The following is a 22,160-nucleotide window of genomic DNA, read 5'->3' on the forward strand; positions in this document are numbered from 1 at the left end:
GAAATCCCATAACCGCGAGAATGGGGTTCCAAACAAAAACCACAAGTAAAATAACGAGTCCAGCGATGTTGATGTTGAATAGAAATTTCACGATGCTATATTTTGATATTTAGGATCTAGACGTTAGGGTTTTCTAGTTTGATTTTACGGTAGTCAGGTCTTTTGCTTTTTCTACGACCCCTAAAAAACAGGATTAAATTGAAGAAAAGCATCACACCTAGATAGATAGAAAAACCGCCAATCTTACCGCTGAATATTTCGATAAGATTTTGATAGGTGTCTTCAAACCCATAAGAGTTGACCTCTAGAATATAGAGCCCAAAACCAAGATTCAACAAGTAGAATCCTACTTCAAATAGCTTGTTGGTAGAATGTGCAATCTCTTCTTGACCATTGAAAATGTCAAGCATAAAGATTTTACCATTCTTAAATAACGTGCGAGATACAAAGAATGTCATACCGATAATGACAGGCACATACACGAGATAACCGACGAGAATTTTTGAAGTTTCCATAATACTAGATTTTAGATTTTGATTTGTAAATAATATTGATAACCATCATGTTGACATAATGTATAAGCGCGAGTATTAAAGTAATTGCAGCTAGATGAGAGATTACCATTGCTAACATTTGAACGGTGTTGTTTACTCGTTCCCAACTAGAGATGCCATAAATTCCATAGCCTAAATTGAGCAAGTAGTATCCAACCAATAAGATGTCGTTGATCCTATCGCTCAACGCAAGATCATCAGGCAGCAAGCGGCTCACATAAATTCTCCCATTCCTATGGCATATATGACCTACTCGCAGTATGATGGTTAAGATCACTGTTACATAAATTATATATGAGATCAGATTATACATTTATTTTAGTTTTAAACTTTCAGTAATTACTGAAAGTTTATTTGAAATAAAAAAGGCTATGAAATCGCCTTGATCATTTTTTTCAAGTAATTATTATTATTAATTTTAGTTGCGAGGTTCATTAGATTTTCCATTTGTGAGACAAAATCAGATAAATCAGATATGATACCTTGAAAATGTTTCACTTCTTCGGCATTGCCTTCAATCTTTGCGTTTTTTAGTTGATTAAGTAACAATCTTACTGGCTCAATCTCACGACGTCTGCGCTCTTCCATAATGTGTTGTGCGATGGAATAAACGTCATGGTCTGCTACAAAAAATTCCTTGCGCTCACCTAAAACTGTTTCCTTGCGCACTAATCGCCAATTGATTAACTCACGCACGTTGGTGTTCACGTTACCTCTTGACAGCTGTACCTGCTCCATGATTTCATCTGCGCTCAAACCAGCTGGTGACGATAATAAAAGCGCATGGATCTGAGCCATGGACTTGGAAATACCCCATTGACTAGCTAGCGATCCCCAAGCTTGGATAAATTGATTTTTACCGTCCTCCAATTTCATACTCCAAATGTACGACATCTTTTATAACTTTCAATATTTTCTGAAAGTTTAATTTATTTTCTAGTAGCTTGTTTGTTATAAGTTTGCTTTCGCGAAAGCGTAATCCGCAATTTTCTTCATGCAACAAACGATCATTACAACTACCATAGACTTCGTCAGACAACAGCTAGCAAATGCCGAAGGTGGTCACGACTGGTTTCATATAGAGCGTGTGTGGAAAAATGCTCAACTGATAGCGAGTAAAGAGACAAATGCAGACCCGATGATCGTTGAATTGGGAGCTTTGCTACACGACATTGCCGACTCTAAATTTCACGATGGTGATGAAACTGTTGGACCACGAGTGGCACGTGAGTTTTTGGAATATCAGCAAGTTGATGATAGGATTATCGATCACGTGATAAAAATCATTGAAAACATTTCTTTTAAAGGTGGTAATGTAGATCAAAGTTTTAAAAGCATAGAATTGGATATAGTTCAAGATGCCGACAGGCTTGATGCCCTAGGTGCTATTGGTATCGCACGCACGTTTAATTACGGCGGTTTTAAAAACAGAACCATCTATGATCCAGCGGTCAAACCTGATCTAAACATGGATAAGGAAACTTACAAGAAAAGTACGGCACCGACGATCAATCATTTTTACGAAAAGCTTTTACTGCTCAAGGATCGCATGAATACAAAAGCTGGTAAGCAACTTGCCCAAAAACGCCATCAGTTCATGGAACATTATCTAGAGCAGTTTTATGCGGAATGGAACGGTGAAGTGTAATATCTAACTACAGACTTACCTAAATCAATCAGCTACTTCTAGCTTTTCCTTAGAAACATCGCACCATTTGAGATAGTACTCATAGATTTCATCTATGCTAGCACCTCGACGCTTTTTCCAATAAATCGTGAGGTAAAACCATTGCAGTTTGAAAACGCCTACATCAGTATAGCGTCTCGCACTTGTGGTAAGCCACTTTGGGATCACATGGAAATGCTCAAGATCATAAAGCTCATGGATGAGCAGGTAATCCTCATAGATAGGAACATCTGTGTTATAGCCGCCCAACTGCTCATATAATCCTCTAGTAATGTATTGGCTTTGATCGCCGCCACGGCTTGCTCTCCAATTGAATCTAGTAAACCAGCCTATGATGACCAGCCACCAGTGCCAACTTCTAAAACGCATACGGAAACAGCCTGCTGGCTCGCCAATTTTGATCGCATTATGAATGTACAAATCATAATTTTTAGGTGGATGAGAGTCTGCATGCAGAAAGTAAAACGTGTCATACTGTGCAGCAAGCGCGCCGTTATGCATTTGTAGACCGCGACCCTTGTCACTCTCTATTACTCTTATCCTTTGATGGCTGTGATCAGTGGCAAAACGTTTTACCTCGCTCAACGTATCATCAACACTACGTCCATCAACAACTATAAATTCTAGCGATTGTGGATCGTGAGCACGTCGCAATAATAGTTTTAATAAAGAATAAATTCCTGTCTCTTCATTAAGTACAGGAATGACAATGCTCATCATACGGTCAAATATACGATGAGCATTGTTTTATGGTTTGTAGGATTTTATTTATTCTTGATCGTTGAGCGACCAGTCATATTCTTTAAAATCTACCTTGGCACCCGTATTGATTTTTTGATCTGCATACTGGTTCACGTAGGCTACTAGACTCTTGCCAGTATCGGTAAAGTCGCTAGTGTAAAACTTGAAGATGCTGCTCAGTTTTGGGTTTGCAGGGTCGCTTAAATCATTCTTATCGCTATTGACAAATTCTCTTGCAGCACGATCCATAAGTTCATCCACGTTAGAACCTGTAAACGCGTCACGCATCAATTTGGGACAAGAATAACTCGCACAATTAATAGCAAAATGGATTCTAGGATCACCCATTTTTTGCAGCACGCCTTTTTCAATCGAGGCAAGCGAATACATCTCACCATTCACATTAATATATTCCTTAAGCCACACTTGACCCAACGGCCCACTAATATCCTTAATACTTGCGGGCATGTCATTGTCCAAAATCAAATCCAGCGTTGCAGCATTATATAAATTGATGTAATAGGCAAATTGCTCACCGTTTTCCCAATCCTTTTTAGGTGGATTTACACTCAAATACGTCAAGTATGATTTAAGTGCCGCATGCTCTTTTTTAAGACCCTCATAGTCCACAAAACCTTCTTCATTGACATATCTCTTGAGCAGCTTGTCATATTCACTGTGGTCTAACTGCGACCTATTGGTAGAAATCTGTTCGTTGGCCTCTAGTGTGTCATAGTATAGACTACCAGCGCCAACACAAGAAGCTGTTATAAAAATGAAGAGTAATAAATATGTTATTTTTTTCATGATGCGTTACGCTTTCGCGAAAGCGGAATCCTTAAACACCACTTTCTTAGTTAAGTCAAAATTAGACACCTACCAGCTTTTACTGCACCACTTAACGCAACAATAACGTTACAGTCGCTCGATCACGCCCTGGAATAGCTGGACCATTTTAGGCTCAGCTTTTCCTGCCACTTCTATAATTTCTGGCACATTTACAGGTGCGAGATCGTCTGGATCGCACTCATCTGTCAAAACGGAAACCGCGCTCACAGGTAAATTCAAATGGTTGGCAACGATAATTTCAGGCACGGTACTCATTCCTACCGCATCAGCACCCATGATTTTGAGCATGCGGTACTCGGCTCTGGTTTCTAGTTGCGGGCCAACGACGCTGGCGTACACACCTGTGTGTAAATTGATGCCGTGATCGCTCGCAACATCCTGTAAATGCTTGTTCATAGTCGCATCATAAGGCGCGCTCATATCTGTAAATCGCTCGCCAAAATCAGACACACCCTTAAAAGCCAGCGGGCTACCACCTTGCAAATTGATGTGATCGTCGATCAACATCAAATCGCCTTTTTTCATATCTAGATTGATGGCACCAGCAGCATTTGAAACCAATAAATTATTGATTCCCAAACCATGCATGACACGTATAGGATATGTGATATCGATAAAATCATAACCTTCATACAAGTGAAAACGACCTTGCATCACGACAACTTTTTTACCACCTAGATCGCCGTAAATCAGTTTACCAGTATGAAACTCTACCGTCGCAAGTGGGAACGATGGTATGTTATTGTAGTGTGCTACTTTCTGGTTCTCGATCTTGTCCACCAGCTGGCCTAGACCTGTACCTAGGACGATACCAACCTCTGGTGCATCAAAGCCTTGATCCTTTAAATAATCTATTGAGTTTTCTAGTTGTTTTCTACTTAGCATGTTTTAATCTAATAATAGTTGAAAGTCTGGATGATCCTTAACATCATCTTCTGTATCGACATCGTTGCGCTCTTCAAGCATTGCATAATCTAGGCCTTCCAGATCTTTAAGAGTTTTCTCTAGGACTGTTGACGTTCCCCAATCCTTGTTCTCAAAGATACCATTAGGAATCTTGTCCCTAAAGCCCAAAAGATAATAACCACCATCCATTGCTGGTCCTATCACAGCGTCCTTTTCATTGAGCTTTTTAAAGGCGTCGTCTATCTCTAGCGCAGTGAGATCATACATGTCAGACCCTATGATAATGACACTCTGGTGTCGTTCTAGTGCTTGTTCAAAAGCAAATCTCATGCGCTCGCCTAGATCATTGCCTTGCTGCTGGTATTTTTCATAGGCCAGATTATCCCAATCATCATCCTTATGGACACGCTCGCTGTACCAGACCTGCTTGACGCCATAGATGTTTTTTGTAATCGATCGTGTGTGGTCGAGTAAAAACTTATAAATCTCCAGCGCTTTTTCATCGCCCAGCGTTGCAGCCAGACGACGTTTACCTTTCCCTAATTCTGGATTGCGAGTGAATATGATGAGGCAGTTGGTCATTTGTGAGTTAAGTTTTGGTTTACGGCCTAGGTAATTTTAATATGCAACAATAGGACAACTCAGTCATTTTAACGATCTTTCCTTATCAAAATTCAATTATGGCAACCGTTGATAATATAAGAAACAGTTTGATTAAAAAGCTCCTAGCAGTAAGCGATAGAGAATTTTTGAAAGCGTTAGACCAGTTAGTCGCGACGACTACCAAAGAAACAGAGGTCATACAATTGACTGATGAGCAACATAAATTACTCATGTTGAGTGAAGATGATATTAGAGAAGGTAACACCATTTCTCAAGAAGCTATGAACAAACGTAATAGAGAGTGGCTGGGCGCAATGTAATATGGACCAAGACTGCTGATATTCAATTTATAGGGATTCTAGAATACTGGGTTAGAAGAAACAATTCCAAATCGTATTCAATAAAGCTAATCGAAAAAGTAGAAGACTACACTAATAAAATTGCAATAGACCCTTTACTTTTTCAAAAGACCAGTTTTCAGAATACGAGAATGGCGGTACTTGGAAACTATAGCATCTTTTATCAATTTACAGATAGTGATGTAATAATCATGGCTTTCTGGGACAATAGACAAGATCCCAAAAAACTATTGGCCGTTCTGAGAACAAAATAGTTGTGAGAAATCAGGAATATTTTTAGGATTTGGAATTTGGAATTTGGAATTTAAACATACCCGACCACTCTTATTTATCCACTCGTTTCTCATTCTGCTTAACATAGGCTGCCCATCCAGAATAGTTTTTACCTATCTCAATCCTACCGCTGTTATAAAAATGGCATACTGCCGCGGCAAGACCATCGGTCATGTCTAGGTTTTTGGGAAGTTCCTTTAAATTAAGGGTACTTTTAAGCATGGCGGCAACTTGTTCCTTGCTCGCGGTTCCTTTTCCTGTGATGGATTGTTTGATTTTTCTGGGTGCATATTCGGTTACAGGGATGTCACGAGACAATCCTGCAGCCATCGCAACGCCTTGTGCGCGGCCCAATTTAAGCATGGATTGCACGTTCTTACCAAAAAACGGTGCTTCCAGCGCAATCTCATCTGGATGATAGGTATCTATAAGCTCAATAGTACGTTCAAAAATGCGACGCAGTTTGATGTATGGATCTTTGATTTTTCTTAAATCAAGCTCATTCATCTGAATAAATGACATGGTGTTGCCCACGACCTTGATCACGCCAAAACCCATGATCGCCGTTCCCGGATCAACTCCTAAAATGATTCTTTCCTTAGCCAATTGTTGTAATTTGAGCCCATGCTAGGCATCTCAAACAAAGCTAAACATTTCTTGTTCCTGACCTTGAAGATCGCGGTAATTCTGTTAATCGTGACATTCCTAGTTCTTAAATGGCAATCGCAACCGTTTTCATTCATTGATCTTAAAATCTATGCCTTGTCATTACCCATTTATCTTTGGGTATTATTACCATTACTAAGCTTGTCAAGCTGGCTGGTAGAAAGTCTCAAATGGCAATTTCTTGTAAGAGATTTTAGAGAATTACGCTTTCGCGAAAGCATCATCCAAAACCTCACATCGCAAGCAACAAGCTTTTTAACACCGCTGCGCGCTGGAGAATTTGCCACCAAACCTTTCTTTTTTCAAGCAGATTACCGCAGGAAAGTGCTGAGAGCCGTGTTTACAGGAAACGTATTGCAAATGGCGATCACGGTAATCCTAGGTGTACCAGCATTGATATTTTTACTTGATGTGCCGATGTTATGGATAAGTGTTTGTGCCGTTGTCGCCATCCTGCTGGTGTTGATAGAACAGCGATGGATGAATTTACTCAGGCTTACTAATGTCGAGTTTGTAAGTATTGTGCTTCTTAGTTTAGGGCGATATCTGCTGTTTGCAAGCGTGTGGTTGATATTGATTTTAAACAGCGATATTTTCACAACCATCATTAGCGTGATGGCAGCAATAAGTGCTATGTATCTCGTGGTGTCCATACTACCGGTATTGCAATGGATGGATATCATCGTGCGATTGGGTGCGGCGCAATTCTTTTTGTCCATGTTAGGTGTTGATAGTGCAGAAATTGTGTTGATGGTTTTTATCGTCTGGTTGACTAATACGCTGTTACCAACGGCAATTGGTTCTCTTATACTCATATCCTTGCGATCTCCTAAAAATCTACTTGCATGATGTTTGTCGTGGTGGTTATCAGCCTTGGGTATGCACTGTTGTTATTATCGCTTGCCATGCCTGCACTTACCTATCAACCACATCCCACGAGTAGGAAAAAAAACGTAGGATCCGCTCCTATCAAGTTTACTATTATCATAACTTATAGAAATGAGGCTGCTGTCCTGCCGCGTTTACTAGGCAGCATCGCACAGGTTGATTACCCAGCAGATTGTTCACAATGGATTTTAGTCAACGACGCGAGTGAGGATAATAGTGCTAAAATAATCTCTGATTTTAAAGAAACTTATAAGCACCTAAATCTTAAAATGCTGGATCGAATACCTCAATCCAATAGTGGCAAAAAAGACGCTATCACTCAAGCACTGGATCAAGCTCTTTACGACAACATCATCACTACTGATGCAGATTGTCAGCTGCCCAACCATTGGCTCAAAGCATACAATCAACACTACCAGCAATATGCCGATGCTCAATTTATCGCAGCACCTGTGATTATTGAAAGTGATGATTTGCTAACTCAATTACAGGCAAGCGAGATGCTTTCACTGCAAGCAATTAGCATAGGTGCTTTTTCATATAGGCAACCCTTCTTGAGTAATGGTGCTAATATGTCTTTCTTAAAAGAGGCTTTTTATCAAGTTGATGGATATGCTGGAAACAATCAAATATCTAGCGGTGATGATATTTTTTTACTCGAGAAACTAGCTGCCGAAGATGTGATACAATGCCACTATCTTAAGAGTGATGATGCTATAGTGACGACCTTACCTAAAAGGTCTTTAAATGGGATAATCAGACAGCGTGTTCGCTGGTCAAAAAAAGGTTCTAAAACCAAAAGCATGCTCAACAAACTAGTTAGCTTTCAAGTTTTGGCGATGTCGTTGTTATGGATTGTTGCACCACTACTCTATCTGGTAGAGGTAATCACGCTAGATCTATGGCTCATTGTTTGGATACTAAAGTTCTTTACTGATGCCATCGTGTTGCTCATTGGCTCAACAGCACTTAACCAGAGTGGGTTGAATTCTTGGTTTTTAATTAATCACTTAGGCTATCCTTTTATTGTTATCGCCATTGCTTTTAAATCAATAACAGCAAAGGTCATCTGGAACGATAGAGTTATTGATCGGCAGATTTCTTAATTTCTTGAGGAACGATGATGATAGGCAATTGATAGCTTGTAGCGACTGGAATTCCTTGTTTGAGGGCACTGTCAATGCTAGGTAAATCTGCCAGAGCAATGTTAAGTAGTGAATCCATAGAAACCTTATTGACGTGATAAGCGCTATCCACAAGTCCTTTATAGGATAATTGTCCTTGAGCATTGACCTCTAATAAAGCAACTATACTGTCACGACTGGATATGGTTTGTTGTAATTGGTTATTGAGCAATCGATTTGAGATGAGTTCCTGCATCGCCTCATAAAAACATTCTTTATTTTGATCCAGCTCGTCACAATTATCAAATCGCGGATAGATATCTACCTCGCTCATATCAACTCGCTCAAAACGTTCCTGTGCCATACGCTGTGCCTCTAGGTTCTTGTCAGCATCTGTTTTACAGGAAGCTACCAATAGTGCTAAGCAGAAAAGGATGATATTTACATAACGCTTGCTCAATCCTGTGGGCTCATAAACTGTTCTTTTTTGAGATCGCTCAATCGCGCCGCTGCTGACTCGCCATAATCAGAATCAGTACCAAATCTCTGGACAAACCGCTCGTAATACTGAATAATGGTTTCTTTGTCCTTAAAATAATTATCGGCTGCTAAAACTAGTTGGTAAGCAATGATCTCATCTTCTGGAGCTTCTTGTGAAGCTAGTTTTATGTAGTTGAACGCTTTTTTAAGATCACCTTTTTGAGCCCAAATGGATGATAATTGTAAATACTCCTGATCTATAGCTGGTCGCTTGTAAAGAATACTATTTTCCATCGCATCTACCGCTTTATCATACTCTTTAAGACGATAGTAAGCTCGAGCAAGCTGAAACCATATAAGTGCATTCCCTTCTTCATATTGATCGATGTAGATTTTGAAACTATCTGCTGCTTGCTGCCATTGAGCATCTCCTAGGTATGATAGACCCAAGGTTTTCCTGTTAAATTCTGTATCGTTGCCTAGTTCAAAAAGCTTGTTGAAGACTTCAATAGCTTTATCATATAGTTTTGCATTATAGTAAGCTTGTCCTAGTAAACTGTTTATTTTAATATCATCTGGATTTTGTTGTAATCCTTCTTGAGCTGTGGCGATCGCCTTAAAAGATTGACGTGTTTTAATAAAATTGCTTATTGATTCTATACGAGCCGCACGATATGCTGGCTGCAACTTTAGCGCTTGTGAATAGTTGATGATTGCAGAATCAGTCTGATTGAGAATGTCTTGAGATTCCGCCAGGTAATAATGATACGTCGCTACTTGAGAATTATTTGCTTGTAAATTCTTAAAAATAGTCAAGGCTTGCAATGGTTGATTGCTGCGCAATAGTAATTTACCTAACTCAAACCTGGTTTGATCGTCTTCTGGAGTAATAAGTAACGCTTTTTCATAACTTGATATAGCGAGATCTGGATTACCCATAGTTGTGTAAACGCGAGCGATTTTTTTATAAGTATCTACATCGTCATGTACCTGATTGTATTGATCTAAAGCTTCACTGTATCTACCTAGAGCGAATAAGCTATCACCTGCGATAATAGTTGATTGTTGCGCTGCGACATGACACAAAATCATACAAGTAAAATAGGTAAGAGTAAGTTGCTTCAAGATTTTGGGCATGCTATTTGTTTTCTCATAATTCTAAAATACTACATTATGAAAAATATACTACTATTAATGGTGCTCGCAGTAGCCACTATCTCATGTGAAGGCGATCCAGGATTTGATGGACGTGATGGAATAGACGGTCGTGATGGAATCGATGGCATTACAGTAGAGGCCTTATCGTTTGAGGAGACTGTTGATTTTAATGAGGATAATGATTATAGAGTCTTTTTACCGTTTGAAGATTATGTCGATCTTAATGATGTAGGTCTAGACGATATGACGTTGGTCTACATTCTATTTGATCAATTTGAAGATGACAATGGTGATGTATTTGATGTATGGAGATTGATACCTCAGGTACTGTATAGCGACAATGGTGAGTATCAGTATAATTTTTCTGCGACAAACTTTGATGTTGAAATCTTTGTAGATACTCCAGATCTAGACGATAGAGGCAACTTGAATGAGGCTGATCTTGAAAACCAAACCTTTAGAGTTGTGATATTGCCTATTGACTTTGCAACAGACCCTAATATTGATGTGTCTGATTATGAAAGTGTTGCAAAACTACTTAAGCTGTAGTCCTAACATTATTATTTGAATAGCCAAGAGAGCAGCCGTAATAGGCTGCTTTTTTATTGTAGTAAGTTGTCCTCAAGCCATAGTGCGACTCCATCTTTCTTGTGATGTAAAGTGACATCGTTTGCAACCGCCTTGACCTCTGGTCGTGCATTCTCAACAGCGACGCCATATCCAGCGTCACGCAACATCTCAATATCATTGTAGTTATCACCAAATGCGGCCACCTCTCTAATACTTATCCGTTTGAAGTTAGTACTTAGCAGCAGTTGTAGCGCACTACTTTTTGATATTCCTGCTGGTGAGATTTCGGTATAAGTATCTTTTGAGCGGTATAAATGTAGTTTTTTGGACAGTGCTTTGTTGGCTTTCGCGAAAGCGGAATCCATATCATCCTTATCGCCCATGTACATAATCTTGTGGGCGCCGCCTGCTCCCTGAGTACGCTCTAATTGAGCAAGGGTCATAGCGAGATCCTGCACAATAGGTTGCACGCGTGTGTTGTTGATCTCGCGCGCCGTCCATTTGTCCACCTGCGTTACAAACCACTCGTCATCGCGGTAGATGCTCACATGTAAATTGTGCGCTACGCCTATTTGTGCCACTTCCTTGATAATTGCAAACGGTATGGTTAGACTATAAAGTTCATGACCTTGATGCTTTATAAGTGCGCCGTTGTAACAAATGATGGGCGCACCAGAACGACCCAAAGCGTCTTGCAAATAATACATGGCACTGGGCATGCGTGCAGAAATTAATATCACGGGAATCTCTAGCTGACTAAATATCGACCTTGTTTTCTGGGAAATGAAGCGATTATCGTCAAGCAGCGTGCCGTCAATATCTGTAGCAATAAGTTTAACCATGTGGCGAAACTATGCATTAGGTAAGCAGCAAAAAAGCTTTTGAATTATTTTTAAAAAAGATGGTCACTCGCTTGCCAGTTTATTAATGATAGGTATATTTGCATCCGCTAACGCAGAAATGCTTTAGTATCGTTCTGAAATTTTTTTGATGTTCCTTTTGACTAATTCATCAGGTTTATCAATGAATATAGATATAGACATCGCTTATAAAGTCTCTAAAATAGTAGCACGGTCTGGTAGTTCAGCTGGTTAGAATGTCGCCCTGTCACGGCGAAGGTCGCGGGTTCGAATCCCGTCCAGACCGCAAATTTTGGTTTGACAACCAATGTAAGATTCAAGTTGTGTGTCCTCTAAAACAATTGAGGATTTGAAGGCGTCGATAAGATGCTTTTTGAGAAGCTTTTCCGAATAGGAGAGGCTTTTTTGTTTTTAAAGCCTCAAAGAAATGTTTTTGGCATCCAAAATTTTAGGTATGTTCTAGTCCCGATCACTGATTGAGATGTCCTCTAATACAATTGAGGATTTGAAGGCGTCGATAAGAGGCTCTTTGATCCTGAAGTTTGAGAAATTAAGGAGAAACTTTTTTAAGGTTGTTACTTTGCTTTTACAAGAACTAGCATAGATCAAAAATTGACACAAAGACTTACCCCAATTACTGCTAAAACTAAATCGATTTCCTGCATAAATGAGCCAGCTTGAAGTACCCATCACTGATGTTGAGACGTTTATCTATTGTCTTGAGGTGGTTCCCGATGTTGATGTTGTTCAAACTACTGAGGTTACTTCAATTCTTGAAGATATTGCGCGCAATCAACACATCACGAGTATTTATAAAGCTTGCGACACCATTGAAGGACTTGAAGAAGCTATCAATCAGCTTATTTATGATGACCATCATTTCAAGGATTATGAGATAATATACTTGGTCTTACCAGGCGATGCCAATAACATTCTTATCAACGGCTACTATTACAGCATTGAAGAAATTGCAGAATTGTTTGAAGGCAAACTGGACGGCAAGATTCTCCATTTTGCTAATAAAAAGGTACTTGATCTGACTGATGAGGAATCACAGTATTTTATGGATATCACAGGTGCTAGAGCGGTTTCTGGATACGGCTTCAAATCAGATAATTTGACAAGCGCGTTTACAATTGATCGAGTGTTTTTTAGCCTGTTTTATGAGGACGATGACATCAAAGCTGTAGTAGAACGCATGTTTAGGAAGCATTACAAATTGTGTACGTTGCTGGATTTTAGATTGTATTATTGATTCTGGTGGGTTACGCTTTCGCGAAAGCGGAATTATCGACTCATTTTAAACAGGTGGTCGCTCCCAATGATTATCTGGATTTTGATTTCGCTGCCATGCGAAGAGCAAAACGTGAGGAATGGTAGTTGCGGCGCTAAGTATGATTACTAGTGATAGCTGGGTAATAGTATCGCCCATAAGCAGGTAGAGCATCACGATACCAGCGATCGACACTAGGTAAAATGGCAAGGCTTTTTTTATGTAAGTCATAAAACCCTCCAATCGCTTCAATTTTAAATCGTCTAGTTGACTTATAATACTAGGAACACTGTGCCAGAATACAAAGTAAAAAGCAAACCCTTGAAGCAAATCAAAGACCGTAAAAAATAGATACAGCACTAACAGACTGAGCTGCAATATCAAGAATTGATACACCTTGATACGCCTTAAAATCATGTTCCCGAAGGAAACGATCGCCTGAATTACCAGAAAAGGGATTAGTGCTAGATAGTTCCATTCAATTAGAGTTGGGTCAAATATGGTAGTAGATAAAACTTGCTGTAGCTCTTGTATATTAGCTATGAATAAAATCGCAAAAACAGAAAGCCCATAGAAAAACGCCAGTAGGTTACCTGACCATCCTTTTACTGGCATCCAGTGATGCAAATGCTCCTCGCCAAAATGATAAGCGCTTACCAAAACAAAAACATTGAGTGCCACCCATGGTAATCCCCAAAAAAGTAATGCAATTGCTGCACCTGCAGCGATGTAAATAGAAATAAAGCTGACTAATTTTATTTGGAACTTCCCAGCAGATCGCAGAATGAAATAATCATTTGCGCCGTGAATCAAACCTAATGTAGCGACTAATATCATCAAAAAAATGGAGAGAAACCGGTCATTAACAAGGCCGACTCTACCAATAAAAAAGCCACCTAGAGTGATGGCTATTAATGTGATATATAAAATAAGAGGCTTAGTCTTTAACATCTTCAAAAATAGGAAAAGGCAAGTCAGTGATATCAATGTCTTCTTGATGTAACCTCAATAATGATTTGCGTAATGACTTGACGAGAATAGGATCTTCTTTCATATAGTTCCACATCTCAACATAACAATAGCGCACTAGATCGACGGTTTTGAGCCATTTGACATAGACGTAATGTTCTCCATCTTCTGAATAGCAATTGTGATCTGGTATTCTTGATCTCAGGATAAATAGCTGTGTGAGGTAGTCAATGGCACCTAGCGCCGTTCCTGGATCATTGATCGCTGGACTACTTGCTTTTACGGCCACTTCTACCAGGTGTTTTATCTCAGTCTCATGCATTTCAAGCGGTACGCGCATACTTACATTGACCTGTTTCCTGATGTTGCTCCACAATTTTTCGATATCACCATCAGTGCGCAGTAGCACGTCCTCTTGCAAGACAAACATACCTGGTTGCGGTTCAATCCATACGTGACATTTATTCTTTTTAGCGATTTTTCCTAACGCGTCTAGGTCAGGTATTTGAAAATATCCGCAGTCATCGCTTTTTTTGACATTCCAGCTATTCAAATCTTCTGGTCTGCCTTTACTTTCAGAGATTTCTGCACGCTTGTGCATGCCTTCAATGCCTTTACTGGATTTAGTAAAACTCTTTTTCAGGATATAATTAATGTGAATAGACTGCGATACACTGTGTATAAAGTAGATAAAAAGTAAAATACAAATGATGCTAAAAACAATACCTATGGTAGCGCCTAGCGGTGGCCGTCTAGATATTTCCTCACTGGCAGCTGGTATTGATAAAACCATTGCATAAATGATCGTACCGCAATTAAAACCTAGTGTTAATTGATGGTGTTTCTCTGATAGGATAAGCGGTATCAATCTAGGTGAGAAGTTATTGATGCTACGATCCATCACATTCATTACCATCGTATAACTAAATATGGTCAGCGTGAAGATCCCACCAATAATAAACATGAGAACAAACTGAATGTTCTCACGATCCTGAATCATAAGATTCTTGAGGAAATGCGGTAAGTTTTCTGCCTCGTATGGCAAAAAAATTAACACCACGGCAAAGACCAAAAAAGATAGCGCTATTCCCGCAGGGACTAGCGCTACACTATCATATACTCTTCTTATAAGTGTGAGCAGCTTCACTATGCTACCGCACTCTTATCCATACCTATTTTATCAAGTGCTTGTTGCGCTGGTACATATCCAGCAGCGGCAGATTGTTTGATGGCAATGTAGGTAATCATGATACCGTAAATCACTTTACTTGATATATCAGCCACCGTAAATAATCCTTGTCTCAATACTACACCATCAGCGCTAGGCATAAATTGCGGTACTAGATAAGCTATAGGATATAGTGTCCATGCAAACATCATTAACCAGAAAACCTTGGTAATAGTAGATTGGGTACCACCAGTCATGGTAGACTTGTTTCTAAAGATTCTTACACCTACAATCCAGTTCATCACTACAAAGAATGCTGTACTAATCGCTCCCCAAACCATGAGTTGTGATAGATCATCTACTTCATACAATTGTCCAATATAACCTGTAACGATCATACCCCATGCAGAGATGATTAACCAGGTCGCTGTTGAAAATATTGATTTACCCTTCAAGTTCAAGACGATCAATAATTGTACAAGCAAACATGGAATGGTAGCCATCCAGTTCACATAACGGTAACCGTTAGAGAATGTTAGATCTTGCAGAGTGTACACCTCACCATTAAATCTAAAGGCGTCAGTCCACATTGCAGCTTGTGAAAACAGGATCATACCTGCCGACAACATTACAATACAAGACAATGCTGTTGCAACTCTATATTTAGGAGCTACAAAACGGGACACCACAATAAAGAATACTAATGCAGCAAAGTGCACACCTACGCCCATGGTAAGCATGTGATCGATAGCTTCAAATTGACCTACCGTGTAATCGTATAAATTTTCAATGTTTCTCATTTCTTAGTCAGTTTAGATGTCAAACATAGCTTTATGGTCGAGCGATGAATGTGAAAGCTTTAAGAATTTAAAAAATATTAACCTTTTTCCTACAATATGAATTTGGATTACGCTTTCGCGAAAGCGGAATAAACAAAACCTATAAACAAGGTAAAAAAAATAAGAATCACCCTAATGATGGATGTTTCCTCAATAATATTATATCCGTTTATGTGAAAGAAAAATATGCTAAGTTTATGCAATTATCACCCATCTAAAAGTGTCTCCTCACGTCAAGTTGCATATAATGCTCAAGTACCTATTCCTTTTCATGTTACTGTCCATGAGCGGTCATTTAGTATCACAGGATCTACATCCTGAAATCACTAATTACTCCTATGGTGGTAGTCAAAACTGGAGTATTGATATTGATGAATCTCAAATTGTTTCCATAGCCAATAATTCTGGGCTAACAAGATTTGATGGGCAATCCTGGTCCTTGCATCCCATTCCCAAGAAAATGATCGTACGTTCTGTACTGTGTGTGGGCAGCAGGACCTACATAGGCTCTTATGAAGAATTTGGTTATTGGGACAAGCAAGAAAATGGCGAGCTCATATATCATTCTCTATCAACAAAGTTTCCTGAAAAAACACCACAACAAAGTGAAGAGTTCTGGCAGATTATTGAGCATGAAGGCATTATCTATTTTAGGTCTTTTGGATCGATTTATAAATATGATGGCACTAGCATCCAACTAGTTGTGAACTCCTTAGATATTTCTAGTCTAGCGGTACTTGATAGTAAATTGCTTTACGGTAGTCTCTCGCAAGGAGTTTTTGAGGTAGTTGGGAATCAGGTTAGACCTTATTCCCATGGAACATCACTAGATGAACTTACCAACGTGAACAACATTGAAGTGTTTGATAACCAATTGTTCATCTATGATCAAACACGTGGTGCATTCCTGTATGATTCTAAGGAGCGTATAGAACTATCTAATTCCTTAGAACAAATGCTTGAAGAGGATGTTCTTAATAAGGTAGAATTTATTGATGATGATAGAATCGCTTTTGGAACTATTAAGAATGGTGTAATAATATATTCTATAGCGAGTCAAAATATTGAGACTATTAATAGAAAGTCGGGATTACGGAATAATACTGTATTGGATCTTACAGCCCACAATGGAAATTTATGGCTGGCCTTAGATAATGGTGTAAGTCGCATCGCAGTAGATAGCGCTATTTCTTTTTATACTGATGACACTGGCACATTAGGGACTGTATATGATATTGAATTACTTAATGGACAACTTTATCTAGCCAGCAATACTGGTGTTTATACTTTCATTGATAACCAATTGACCCTTTTGGAAAATTCTGAAGGTCATTGTTGGGGCATCCATAAATCCAATAGTGAGCTATTCTTTGGCCATAATAAAGGAGCACTGATTCTGGCAAATGGAAAGCTTGAATTAATAGAAGGTTCCTACAGCGGCGTCTACGATTACGTTCCTATCCCGAATTCTCAAGACTTTCTATTATCGACCTATTCTGGAATAGGGTATCTATCTATCGATAACGGCAGCTATGAAGTAACAAAACTCGACGGGCTGGACGTGCCTATTGACAACATCATTTTTGAGAACGAAAAGCTCCTATGGGCGACAGATAATTTCAAAAATCTATTTAAAATAGAGTTTAACACCAACAATAAGACGCTTGAAAGTGTAGTCTTGATGGAAAGCAAGGAGTTAGCAAAGGAGAAAATGGTTGATATCGTCAAAATTGATGATCTACCTTACTTTGTGATAGGTGGATCATGGTTTACCTACTCGCATGGAAAAAGCAGCTTTCAACCTGCTGAAAAATTTGAAGGTAAATTACTGATTGGTCAAGATGATAGCAGTCTTTGGTTTATGAATGAAGATCGTTCTAGCATCGTCAAGATAGACCGGCAGTCAGGTGAAGTAACAACACTTTCTAATCAAGAATTTTTCTCAAAACTCGTAGACGGTTACTCAAAAGTTTTCGCGATTGACGAAAACCGCAGCAGCATCAACCTTAAAGACGGATTTGCAATTATTCACAATGATAAAAGCGGTATCAATGATTATGAAAGCATAATCATCAAGGAAATAACCGCTAGCGATAAGATAATAGAGCGATCTGAGCCGAATGACCTCATATTGAGTTATGAAGAAGCTAGATCTATAAACTTTAAAATTTATTCTCCTGGTAATTATGATCATAATTTCACATACCAGCTTGAAGGAGAAATGAGTCAATCTGATAAAATTATGGATGGTAGTTTCATGCTGCGCAATCTCAAAAGCGGCAATTATATTTTATCTATTGTCGATAGTGGGAACGACCAAATAAGAAAAGAACTGAGCATTGAGGTAATGGCGCCCTGGTATCTAAGTTGGTGGATGAAGCTGGGTTATTTACTGTTACTTATAGCATTATTGTTCCTTGCAGGTAGATATCAAAAGATCAAAGCCAATAAAGCTCATAACAAGGCTCAAAAAGAATTACTACAACAAGCCAAGCAAAAGCTTGAAGCTGTGGAAAAAGAGAACCTAATTAAAGAAGTGGAGTCTCGACAAAAGGAATTGATTAACCGCACCGCGACGATTGTAAGAAAGAATGAGGCGATCATAACTCTAAGAAATGAACTTAGAAAACTTCAGGAAAGCTCGCCTAATAAGATCAGGACAGACAATATTTTAAAAAGAACTGGTGAACAGCTGGACAGTAAAAATGACTGGCATTTATTTGAGTCAAAATTCAATTCATTGAATGAGGACTTCTTTAATAATCTATCCAGAAAGTTTCCAAAATTGACCAGTAAAGATCAAAAGCTATGTGCCTATATCAAAATAGGTCTTACTTCTAAAGAAATTGCTCCGTTGTTGGGAATCACTAAAAGAAGTGTTGAACTACAACGTTATCGATTACGAAAAAAGCTAAATCTAGATACAGATATTACTTTTCCAGAATTTTTGTCCCAGTTATAATACATAATTCGCAATCAAAACCTATAAAACTACCACATCATCCATACATCAAAATGTTAAAACAGATTTTTACGAAAATTATAGTGGATTGATATACAATGTTTTGTGTAATGTATTTTAGTCAGCGAGAATTTCATCTACTACATCTTTAACGATTCTTTTAAATTTGAGTGAGCAGGTCTAACGCCTTAATACTTAAACTTTTATAAGAGTTTCGCATGAGATTTCAGGTCAAATTAACTACCTCAATCCTTTTCTTTTTATTAACTCAGTTTGTTTTTGCACAAAAAACAATCACTGGAGTAGTAGTTGATGAAAGTGATGTTCCAATTTTAGGTGCATCCATTTTCATTAAATCTAAAAATCTAGGGACGCAAACAGGCTTTGATGGCGATTTTTCTATAGAAGCTGAAATAGGTGATTTAGTTTCGGTCAGTTATATAGGGTTTGAAACTCAAGAATTTACAGTAGATAGTCGAGATGAATATCGGATAATTCTTCCAACTAGTATAAACTCTCTCGAAGAAATTGTAATTGTTGGATATGGTAAACAGAAGAAAGCTATTCTTACCAGCTCTGTCTCGATAGTAGATGGCGATGAAGTTGCAAAAGAACCGGTTCTTAATGTGACTCAAGCGCTTCAAGGAAAAGCTGCTGGTGTCAACATCATTGCATCTGATGCTCCAGGACAGGCCTCATCAGTAATTATACGTGGATTGGGAACTGTTCAAGGTGGTAGAGATCCACTTTATGTTGTTGATGGAGTATTGACGGATAACATCAATAATATCAATTCGGCGGACATAGAATCGATCAACGTTTTGAAAGATGCCGCTTCACTCGCCATTTATGGTAATAGAGGTGCCAATGGTGTAATCATAGTTACCACCAAACAAGGAAGGAAAGGTGACATGAAAGTAAGCTTTGATGCATACTCAGGCTTTAGAGATATTCTTACTAGGGTTGAGCTAGCCAACGCATCAGAATATGTCATTTATAGTAATGAGGCATTAAGACGCGATTATCTTACTGATAATGACCCTACAAATGATAATAGCACCGTCGGTTTTATTCCTACCGACCAGCAATTTGATACCGACTGGCTAGACGCCATAACGCAAATTGGACTGGTCAACAATTTTAATCTTTCCGCTTCTGGTGGATCAGATATGATCACAGCTTTCTTCAGCGCTAGTTTTAACGATGAACGAGGTGTTTTGCTTAATGATGAGTTCAATCGATTAACCTTAAGAAGTAATGTAGATTATAAAATCTCTGAAAAACTGAGGTTTTCACATAATGTGAGCTCTCAATTAGCAACCGGCACACCGCAAAATTATGCTTTGTTTACTTCGGCATATAAGCAAGCACCTATAATTCCGGTGCGTGATGAGAATGGCAATTACGGTTCTTCCATCAATATCAATAGCGTGGCAAATCCAGCGGTAGATGCGAGTAATGAATTTAAAGAGGACAAGAATAAGTTTTTCAAGATTCAAGGCGCCTTCAAGATTGATTATGATGTTCTCGATGATTTGACTTTTACATCTAGATTTTCCATTGAGACAGAGTATGGTAGGTTTTATTCATTTAGGGACAGATTAGGTAACTTCCTTGCACAAAATCCATTCAATACACCAAGTAGTTTTGAAGGTGATGCTGAAAATCCAGCAAACACGAGACTGACAGTCACACACACAAATACTTATAGATGGTTTCTTGATAATTACTTTACCTATGACAAAACATTCAATGATGTTCATGGTATCAATGCCACGCTAGGTATTACGTCAGAAGAAAGTGGCAGTGAATTCTTATCTGCAACTAGAAATAATGTTCCCTTAGACACTAACTTAAATTTCAATCTAAATACAGGAGATGAAGACGAGACGCAACTTAATTCGGGTGCGCTTAGTGTTAGGGATCGATTGTATTCGTACATCGCTCGACTCAACTATGACTATGACAACAAGTATCTTTTTGGAGGTTCTTTCAGGAGAGATGGATCAAGCAAATTTCAAAAAGGCCAACAATTTGGAAATTTCTTTGCAGTCAGCGCAGGTTGGGTGATTACAGAAGAGAGTTTCATGGACGATAGTGTATTCGACGTATTAAAGTTGAGAGCTAGTTATGGTGAATTGGGAAATCAAAATGTTCCGCTCAACGTTTTAAACGCAACGACTGGAGCAGGTGGTTTTTACGCCTTTGGACAGAACCAACTGCTACAGCAAGGAATTACCATTACAGGTACAATACAGGAAGATCTCACATGGGAGACTACTGAAGAGTACAATTTCGGAGTAGAATTTACACTGCTAGATTACCGTCTTTCAGGTGAGCTTGATGTATATCAAAGACTCAACACTAATGCCATTTTACAAATAGAGCTGCCCGACATCATCGGGTTCGATCCTTTTAATGCTAGCGTAGGGCAAATTCAAAATCGCGGAATTGAGCTTGCGGTAAATTGGAACGATGACATCACAGATGATTTTAAATACTCAATAGGAATCAATGCTTCCTACAATGAGAACGAAATTACCGAAGTAACAAATCCTTTTTTCTTGGAGCAATTAGGTGGTTTCATCAACAATGGACAGTACACAAAAAGGATTGCGGTAGGCCAGCCGTTGGGTAGTTTCTATTTATATGATGTAGCAGGTATTGATGACAATGGCGACTTGGTTTACAAAGACTTAAACGAGGATGGTGTTATTGACGAGAGTGACAGAGCGTTTTTCGGGTCTTACCTACCAAAGTTTTTCGGCGGAGTGAATCTTGGTACTCAATACAAACAGTTTGATCTAACAGTTGACACTTATTTTAATGTAGGTAATAAGGTTTACAATGGTAAAAAGGCCCAACGCTTCGGTAATGAAAATATTGAAGCTGTAGATTTTAATAGTCGATACACTACTGGTCGACCTAGTAACACAACACCTAGGGCATTTAATAATGTTCCTCTCTCATCTACCTATTATTTGGAGGATGGTGATTTTCTACGAATTAACAATATAACATTAGGCTATACTTTGCCATTAAAAGAAAACTCAATTTTTGATTCTTTCAGGGTTTATGCTACAGCAAAAAACCCATTTATCTTTCAAAAATTCTCAGGATTCACTCCTGAGCTTCCTGGAGCACCGCTAGGTAACGCCGGAATTGAGCTAGACGCATTTCCAACTCTTAGATCATTCTATATAGGCTTAAATACATCTTTTTAAAATAGTC

At 38.8% G+C, this 22,160-nt stretch carries 23 protein-coding genes and 1 tRNA gene; 10 read left to right on the plus strand and 14 right to left on the minus strand.

The window, feature by feature from the left end; genetic code table 11:
• Positions 1–116: 116 nt before the first annotated feature.
• From EJ995_RS00660 to EJ995_RS00670, 3 genes are read right to left on the minus strand one after another with little or no spacing between them, the layout of a single operon-like run.
• Positions 117–515: a hypothetical protein gene (locus EJ995_RS00660; RefSeq protein WP_126444624.1), complete on the minus strand. Its 399-nt coding sequence runs from the start codon at positions 513–515 to the stop codon at positions 117–119.
• 4 nt (positions 516–519) lie between these two features.
• Positions 520–867 carry a hypothetical protein gene (locus EJ995_RS00665; RefSeq protein WP_126444626.1) on the minus strand — a complete coding sequence of 116 codons (348 nt, stop codon included), beginning with the start codon at positions 865–867 and terminating at the stop codon, positions 520–522.
• A gap of 56 nt (positions 868–923) precedes the next feature.
• Positions 924–1,430, minus strand: coding sequence for a GbsR/MarR family transcriptional regulator (locus EJ995_RS00670; protein ID WP_126444628.1), 507 nt, complete (start codon positions 1,428–1,430; stop codon positions 924–926).
• 118 nt (positions 1,431–1,548) lie between these two features.
• On the opposite strand from EJ995_RS00670, the gene EJ995_RS00675 reads away from it, so the two are divergent.
• Complete coding sequence (locus tag EJ995_RS00675; RefSeq protein ID WP_126444630.1) at positions 1,549–2,202, plus strand: HD domain-containing protein; 654 nt, start codon at positions 1,549–1,551, stop codon at positions 2,200–2,202.
• Between the two features lie 24 nt (positions 2,203–2,226).
• On the opposite strand, the gene EJ995_RS00680 is transcribed toward EJ995_RS00675, so the two are convergent.
• The 4 genes from EJ995_RS00680 to EJ995_RS00695 form a co-directional block, all read right to left on the minus strand.
• Positions 2,227–2,961, minus strand: coding sequence for a TIGR04283 family arsenosugar biosynthesis glycosyltransferase (locus EJ995_RS00680; protein WP_126444632.1), 735 nt, complete (start codon positions 2,959–2,961; stop codon positions 2,227–2,229).
• A 48-nt stretch (positions 2,962–3,009) separates the two neighbouring features.
• Positions 3,010–3,789, minus strand: a complete 780-nt coding sequence (locus EJ995_RS00685) for a DUF547 domain-containing protein (protein ID WP_126444633.1) — start codon at positions 3,787–3,789, stop codon at positions 3,010–3,012.
• A 108-nt stretch (positions 3,790–3,897) separates the two neighbouring features.
• Positions 3,898–4,716 (minus strand): purine-nucleoside phosphorylase, encoded by an 819-nt coding sequence (locus tag EJ995_RS00690; protein ID WP_126444634.1) that lies wholly within the window; start codon positions 4,714–4,716, stop codon positions 3,898–3,900.
• Positions 4,717–4,719: 3 nt separating this feature from the next.
• Positions 4,720–5,319 (minus strand): TIGR04282 family arsenosugar biosynthesis glycosyltransferase, encoded by a 600-nt coding sequence (locus EJ995_RS00695; RefSeq protein ID WP_126444635.1) that lies wholly within the window; start codon positions 5,317–5,319, stop codon positions 4,720–4,722.
• A gap of 98 nt (positions 5,320–5,417) precedes the next feature.
• Here EJ995_RS00695 and EJ995_RS00700 point away from each other — a divergent pair, with 98 nt between their 5' ends.
• Both EJ995_RS00700 and EJ995_RS00705 read left to right on the plus strand, forming a co-directional pair.
• Complete coding sequence (locus tag EJ995_RS00700; RefSeq protein ID WP_126444636.1) at positions 5,418–5,660, plus strand: hypothetical protein; 243 nt, start codon at positions 5,418–5,420, stop codon at positions 5,658–5,660.
• Positions 5,642–5,953 carry a type II toxin-antitoxin system RelE/ParE family toxin gene (locus tag EJ995_RS00705; RefSeq protein ID WP_126444638.1) on the plus strand — a complete coding sequence of 104 codons (312 nt, stop codon included), beginning with the start codon at positions 5,642–5,644 and terminating at the stop codon, positions 5,951–5,953. Before EJ995_RS00700 ends, EJ995_RS00705 begins: the two co-directional genes overlap by 19 nt.
• 70 nt (positions 5,954–6,023) lie before the next feature.
• On the opposite strand, the gene ruvC is transcribed toward EJ995_RS00705, so the two are convergent.
• Entirely contained in the window at positions 6,024–6,578 is a 555-nt protein-coding gene (gene ruvC, locus EJ995_RS00710; protein WP_126444640.1) for a crossover junction endodeoxyribonuclease RuvC, read from the minus strand.
• An 18-nt stretch (positions 6,579–6,596) separates the two neighbouring features.
• Between ruvC and EJ995_RS00715 the strand changes: the two genes are divergently transcribed.
• Complete coding sequence (locus EJ995_RS00715) at positions 6,597–7,487, plus strand: lysylphosphatidylglycerol synthase domain-containing protein (RefSeq protein WP_126444642.1); 891 nt, start codon at positions 6,597–6,599, stop codon at positions 7,485–7,487.
• Positions 7,484–8,632, plus strand: a complete 1,149-nt coding sequence (locus EJ995_RS00720) for a glycosyltransferase (RefSeq protein WP_126444644.1) — start codon at positions 7,484–7,486, stop codon at positions 8,630–8,632. The genes EJ995_RS00715 and EJ995_RS00720 overlap by 4 nt, the downstream gene beginning before the upstream one ends.
• On the opposite strand, the gene EJ995_RS00725 is transcribed toward EJ995_RS00720, so the two are convergent.
• Both EJ995_RS00725 and EJ995_RS00730 read right to left on the minus strand, forming a co-directional pair.
• On the minus strand, positions 8,610–9,110 hold the full coding sequence (locus tag EJ995_RS00725; RefSeq protein ID WP_126444646.1) for a hypothetical protein: 501 nt from the start codon (positions 9,108–9,110) through the stop codon (positions 8,610–8,612). The two genes, EJ995_RS00720 and EJ995_RS00725, sit on opposite strands and share 23 nt — an antisense overlap.
• Complete coding sequence (locus tag EJ995_RS00730; RefSeq protein ID WP_126444648.1) at positions 9,107–10,267, minus strand: tetratricopeptide repeat protein; 1,161 nt, start codon at positions 10,265–10,267, stop codon at positions 9,107–9,109. The genes EJ995_RS00725 and EJ995_RS00730 overlap by 4 nt, the downstream gene beginning before the upstream one ends.
• Positions 10,268–10,303: 36 nt before the next feature.
• Between EJ995_RS00730 and EJ995_RS00735 the strand changes: the two genes are divergently transcribed.
• Positions 10,304–10,837, plus strand: coding sequence for a dihydrolipoamide dehydrogenase (locus EJ995_RS00735; protein WP_126444651.1), 534 nt, complete (start codon positions 10,304–10,306; stop codon positions 10,835–10,837).
• A 53-nt stretch (positions 10,838–10,890) separates the two neighbouring features.
• On the opposite strand, the gene EJ995_RS00740 is transcribed toward EJ995_RS00735, so the two are convergent.
• Positions 10,891–11,700 (minus strand): Cof-type HAD-IIB family hydrolase, encoded by an 810-nt coding sequence (locus EJ995_RS00740; protein ID WP_126444653.1) that lies wholly within the window; start codon positions 11,698–11,700, stop codon positions 10,891–10,893.
• Between the two features lie 230 nt (positions 11,701–11,930).
• Between EJ995_RS00740 and EJ995_RS00745 the strand changes: the two genes are divergently transcribed.
• Positions 11,931–12,004: transfer RNA gene (locus EJ995_RS00745), tRNA-Asp, on the plus strand.
• Between the two features lie 381 nt (positions 12,005–12,385).
• Positions 12,386–12,973 (plus strand): DUF6642 family protein, encoded by a 588-nt coding sequence (locus EJ995_RS00750; RefSeq protein WP_126444655.1) that lies wholly within the window; start codon positions 12,386–12,388, stop codon positions 12,971–12,973.
• A gap of 45 nt (positions 12,974–13,018) precedes the next feature.
• Here the strand turns inward: EJ995_RS00750 and EJ995_RS00755 are convergent, their stop codons facing one another.
• The 3 genes from EJ995_RS00755 to EJ995_RS00765 form a co-directional block, all read right to left on the minus strand.
• Complete coding sequence (locus EJ995_RS00755) at positions 13,019–13,828, minus strand: Brp/Blh family beta-carotene 15,15'-dioxygenase (RefSeq protein ID WP_164549852.1); 810 nt, start codon at positions 13,826–13,828, stop codon at positions 13,019–13,021.
• A gap of 100 nt (positions 13,829–13,928) precedes the next feature.
• A complete protein-coding gene (locus EJ995_RS00760; RefSeq protein ID WP_241234661.1) occupies positions 13,929–15,020 on the minus strand; it encodes a DUF2254 domain-containing protein in 1,092 nt (363 codons plus the stop codon).
• Positions 15,021–15,106: 86 nt separating this feature from the next.
• A complete protein-coding gene (locus EJ995_RS00765; protein ID WP_126444661.1) occupies positions 15,107–15,928 on the minus strand; it encodes a bacteriorhodopsin in 822 nt (273 codons plus the stop codon).
• A gap of 286 nt (positions 15,929–16,214) precedes the next feature.
• On the opposite strand from EJ995_RS00765, the gene EJ995_RS00770 reads away from it, so the two are divergent.
• Together EJ995_RS00770 and EJ995_RS00775 are read left to right on the plus strand one after the other, a co-directional pair.
• Complete coding sequence (locus EJ995_RS00770; RefSeq protein ID WP_126444663.1) at positions 16,215–18,929, plus strand: helix-turn-helix and ligand-binding sensor domain-containing protein; 2,715 nt, start codon at positions 16,215–16,217, stop codon at positions 18,927–18,929.
• Between the two features lie 218 nt (positions 18,930–19,147).
• Entirely contained in the window at positions 19,148–22,153 is a 3,006-nt protein-coding gene (locus EJ995_RS00775; protein WP_126444665.1) for a SusC/RagA family TonB-linked outer membrane protein, read from the plus strand.
• Positions 22,154–22,160 lie beyond the last annotated feature (7 nt).

The organism is Nonlabens ponticola (assembly GCF_003966335.1).
Classification (GTDB): domain Bacteria; phylum Bacteroidota; class Bacteroidia; order Flavobacteriales; family Flavobacteriaceae; genus Nonlabens; species Nonlabens ponticola.